Source organism: Kitasatospora putterlickiae (genome assembly GCF_039527695.1).
GTDB lineage: Bacteria > Actinomycetota > Actinomycetes > Streptomycetales > Streptomycetaceae > Kitasatospora > Kitasatospora putterlickiae.
Genome location: NZ_BAAAKJ010000215.1, coordinates 49695 through 53949, shown reverse-complemented (window position 1 = coordinate 53949; position 4255 = coordinate 49695). Strand labels below are relative to the sequence as shown.

Annotated in this window: 4 protein-coding genes; 1 reads left to right on the top strand and 3 read right to left on the bottom strand. The window is 75.0% G+C overall.

The window, feature by feature from the left end:
- Positions 1-525: 525 nt before the first annotated feature.
- Positions 526-1428: a helix-turn-helix transcriptional regulator gene (locus ABD308_RS21400; RefSeq protein ID WP_344337597.1), complete on the bottom strand. Its 903-nt coding sequence runs from the start codon at positions 1426-1428 to the stop codon at positions 526-528.
- 100 nt (positions 1429-1528) lie between these two features.
- Here ABD308_RS21400 and ABD308_RS21395 point away from each other — a divergent pair, with 100 nt between their 5' ends.
- A complete protein-coding gene (locus tag ABD308_RS21395) occupies positions 1529-2998 on the top strand; it encodes an MFS transporter (RefSeq protein WP_344337595.1) in 1470 nt (489 codons plus the stop codon).
- A gap of 72 nt (positions 2999-3070) precedes the next feature.
- Here ABD308_RS21395 and ABD308_RS21390 read toward each other — a convergent pair whose 3' ends face one another.
- Together ABD308_RS21390 and ABD308_RS21385 are read right to left on the bottom strand one after the other, a co-directional pair.
- Positions 3071-3337: a hypothetical protein gene (locus tag ABD308_RS21390; RefSeq protein ID WP_344337593.1), complete on the bottom strand. Its 267-nt coding sequence runs from the start codon at positions 3335-3337 to the stop codon at positions 3071-3073.
- Positions 3337-3843: an RNA polymerase sigma factor gene (locus tag ABD308_RS21385; RefSeq protein ID WP_344337591.1), complete on the bottom strand. Its 507-nt coding sequence runs from the start codon at positions 3841-3843 to the stop codon at positions 3337-3339. The genes ABD308_RS21390 and ABD308_RS21385 overlap by 1 nt, the downstream gene beginning before the upstream one ends.
- Positions 3844-4255 lie beyond the last annotated feature (412 nt).

The window sequence follows — 4255 nt, the reverse complement described above, 5'->3', positions numbered from 1 at the left end:
CGCGCCGGTGGTCGCGGAAGGTGAAGTGGTCACGGTCGCCGGGGAGTTCTGGCTCGCCTGGGCCGAGGGCGTCTTCGACGGCGTGCTCGTCGAGACGGCCGACGGGGCCGGGGCCGAGCGGTCCCCGCTGACCCGGGTCCGCCCCGCGGGGAGCGGGGGTGCCCGATGAGCGCCGCCGTCCGCCCCGCGCTCGCCGGGCGGGTGCCCGCCCTCGCCGCCTTCGCGCTGCCGCCCTGGATGGCGGTGCTCGCGGCCGCCGGGGAGACGGCGTGGGTCGCCCTCGACCTGTGCGAGTTCGCCGCCCTGCTCCGGCTGGACGCCGTGCTGCGCCACCGCCACCCGGCCGCCGTCGCACCCGCCGCCGCGGTGGCCCTGCTGCTCGCGGGCGACGCCCTGGTCGACATCGCCACCGCGGACGCGGGCGCCGAGACGCTCACCGCGCTGACGATGGCGGGGTGCCTGGAACTCCCGCTCGCCGCGCTCTGCCTGGCCCTCGGGCTGGCCCGCGCCGCACGGCCGCGGCCGTCAGCGGGCCGGCGACACCGTCGTCGCGGCCCTGGCCGACGGTGGCCGGGTGGGCAGCCGCGACAGCAGCGCGGCGCTCTCCTCGTCCTTCGGGGTGTAGACGACCATCCGCGGGCCCTGGGACGGGCCCATCCAGAAGCTCGTGTACTCGAAGCGCAGCAAGCCGGCCTCCGGCAGCAGGAAGCGCTTCAATCCGTTCCCCGGCCGCAGCACGTCGTGCCGCTGCCAGGCCTCGTCGAACACCGGGGAGGCCTGGCGCAGCCGGCAGAGCAGCGCCCGCCAGGCGGGCTCGCCCCCGTGGTCGCCCATCCCGGAGCGGAACCGGGCCACCATGACCTCGCGCTCGTCCTCGTGGTCCACCAGCACGTCACGGAAGCGCGAGGGGGTGAACGCCAGCCACATCAGATTGCGGTCCTCGGGCGGCAGCGCCTCCAGGTCGCCGACGATCCCGGTGTACTGCGCGTTGTACGCCAGCACGTCGTAGCGGGAGTTGATCAGCGCGGCCGGGTAGGGCGCCAGCCGGTCCAGCGTCAGCCGGACGGACGGCGTGACGGTCGGGCACTCCCGCACCGGCGTCGGGTCCTCCGCCCCGGCCAGCGTGAACAGATGGGCCCGCTCGCTCGGGTCGAACAGCAGGGCGCGCGCCACCGCGTCCAGCACCTGGACGGACACCTGGATCTCGCGTCCCTGTTCAAGCCACGTGTACCAGGTGACCCCGACGGCGGCGAGCTGCGCCACCTCCTCGCGGCGCAGCCCCGGCGTGCGCCGCCGGCCGGTCATCGGCAGCCCGACCTGCTCGGGGGTGATCCGCTCCCGGCGGCTGCGGAGGAACGCCGCCAGCTGCTGCCGCCGCGGATCGGCGGACGCTTTCCCGGTGCTTGCCGTGACGGTGGTCAGACTCATTCCATCAGGATGCGCCACTCGTCATCCTGTTTCCAGGTACTTCTTATACCTGGATAAGCACACTCTGGTACCAGGGTGCGGTGCGGCGGATCGTAGGACCGTGACCCAGCAACTGACCGCCACCAGGCCCCTCGCCCCCGCTTCCCCAGCCGCCTCCTCCGCCCCCTCCGCCCCCTCCGCCCCCTCCTCCCCTTCCCTCGGCACCGCCGGACTGGTCACCGTCCTGCTCGGGGCGTTCCTCCCGATGCTCGACTTCTTCATCGTCAACGTCGCGCTTCCGACCATCGACCACGACCTCGCGGCCGGTCCCGCCGTGCTGGAACTGGTCGCCGCCGGGTACGGCATCGCGTTCGCCGTCCTGCTGGTCCTCGGCGGACGGCTGGGCGACATCTTCGGCCGCCGCCGCCTCTTCGTCGCCGGGGCCGCCGCCTTCGCCGTGACCTCGCTCGCCTGCGGGCTCGCCCCCGACGCCTGGTCCCTGGTCGCCGCCCGGGCCGCCCAGGGCGCGTCGGCCGCGCTGCTGATCCCGCAGGTCCTCGGCACCATCACCGCCGCCACCCACGGCGCCCGGCGCGGGCGCGCGCTCTCGGTCTACGGCGCGGTCGGCGGCATCTCGGTGGTCATCGGGCAGGTGCTCGGCGGGATGCTGGTCGCCGCCGACCTCTTCGGCAGCGGCTGGCGCTCGGTCTTCCTGCTGAACGTCCCGTTCGCCCTGCTGGCCCTCGTGCTCGCGCTGCGCTTCGTCCCGGAGAGCCGCGCCGAGCAGGCCGCCAAGGTCGACATCGCCGGCACCGTCCTGCTCACCGCCGCCCTGCTCTCCCTGCTCGTCCCGCTGATGGAGGGCCGCGCCGCCGGCTGGCCGCTCTGGTCCTGGGTGCTGCTGGCCCTGTTCCCGGTGCTCGCCACCGCCTTCGCCCTGGTCGAACGCCGGGCCGAGCACCGCGGCGACACCCCGCTGGTGCCGCCCACCCTGCTGCGCGTCCCCGAGATGCGGCGCGGCCTCGGCATCGCGCTGCCCTACTTCGGCGGGTTCGGCGGCTTCATGTTCGTGATCGCGGTCGCCCTCCAGCAGGGCCTGAACCTCGGCCCGGTCGCGGCCGGCTGGGCACTGGTCCCGATGGCCGTCGGCTACTTCACCGCCTCCCTCTGCGGCCCGCGCCTGATCGGCCGCTTCGGCAGCCGCGTGCTCACCGCCGGCGCCGCCGTCCAGGCCACCGGCCTGGCGACCCTGGCCATCACCGTGCTCGCCGACCCGGACGGCTTCTCCCCGCTGCGGATGGTCCCGGGCGTCGCCCTCGCCGGCATCGGCCAGGGTCTGATCGGCACCCCGCTGTTCCGGGTCGTGCTCTCCAAGGTCCCCGCCGCCCGGGCGGGCGTCGGCAGCGGTGTGCTCGCCACAAGCCAGCAGTCCAGCCTGGCCCTCGGCGTCGCCACCCTGGGCTCCCTCTACCTGTCCCTCTCGCCCACCCTGGGCATGGCCGACACGCTCGCCCTCTGCCTGGGCATCCAGCTCCTGGGATCCTTCACCGTCTTCTACCTGACGACCCGTCTCCCGCGTTCCATCGGCTGACGGCCGGGCCTGGGTCCCCGGGTTCCGGGTCCGTCGTGGCCACCCTCGTCCGGTGGCCACGACGGACCCGCCCTACGTGGTCCCGCCGGGACGCAGCTCGCACCGCCCGTCGACGCACTCGCGCCGCAGCCGCCCCCGCGACACCGTCTCCAGCAGGCCGATCACCCAGCACGTCGGACACCCGCGGAAGGCCAGCACCCCGACCGGCAGCAGGAGCAACGCCACCGGCCCAACGAAGGGAAGCAACGCGAAGGCCCCCAGCAGCGCCGCGAACCCGACGCCTCCCCGCGCCAGATGCCCGGCCAGCGTCCTGCTGGCGAACCCCGACTCCCCGGCCATCACCACTCCCCCGCACCGGTGACGGCACGGACCGCCGCCCGGGCCCGGTGCAGCCGCGACTTCATCGCGGCGGTGCTGAGACCCAGCCGGTCGGCGACCATCCGCCCGCTCAGCCCCTGCACATCACGCATGATCAGCACCCGCCGCTGGTCCGCCGGCAGCGCGGCGATGGCCTCCGCCACCCGCCCGGCCTCCAGCCGCCCCAGCACCTCGTCCTCCGTCGACCGGTACGGCCCCTCCCCCGCCACTGGCCGCTCCCGCAGCGCCAGGCGCGCCCGCCGCAGGCACTCGTTCCGCACGATCCGGAACATCCACGAGGCCAGCGCCCCGGTCGCCCGCAGCATCCCGATCTTGCGGTACAGGATGATCAGCGCCTCCTGCGCCGCGTCCTCGGCGTCCTCCGGTGTGGCACAGAGCGACCGCGCGAACCGCTGCACGTGCGGATGCGCCCCCGACACCAACGCGGCGATCGCCTCCACGTCCCCGTCCTGGGCCGCGGTCACCACCGCGTTCCCCGGCCACGCCCGCCCCTCAGCCACGCCGCCGCCCCCACTTCCGCAGCACCGTCACACTGCACGTCACGATCAACGCCGCGCCGACCGCCACGGCCACCCACACCATCATCACAAGCCTCCTCTACCGCCCCGGCACTCACCGGAGCCACCCATAAGAGGTGGCGACCCCGCGGAAGGATTCACCGACGAACCGGAGCGGACGGATCCGGCGGACGCGTGCACCGGACGCCCTCGCCTGGGCCCGGTCGCCCCCGGCCCCGCGCCACCGCGAGCGCCTCCACCGGCAGCGGACCGCGGCCCCCGCCGGCCCGCCGATCACCGCAGCGTCCGGGACGGCCCACCGGGGCCGAGAAGATCAGGGCAGGGGAACGGGGAAGGCGGCCCCACCGGCAATCGCGGTGGG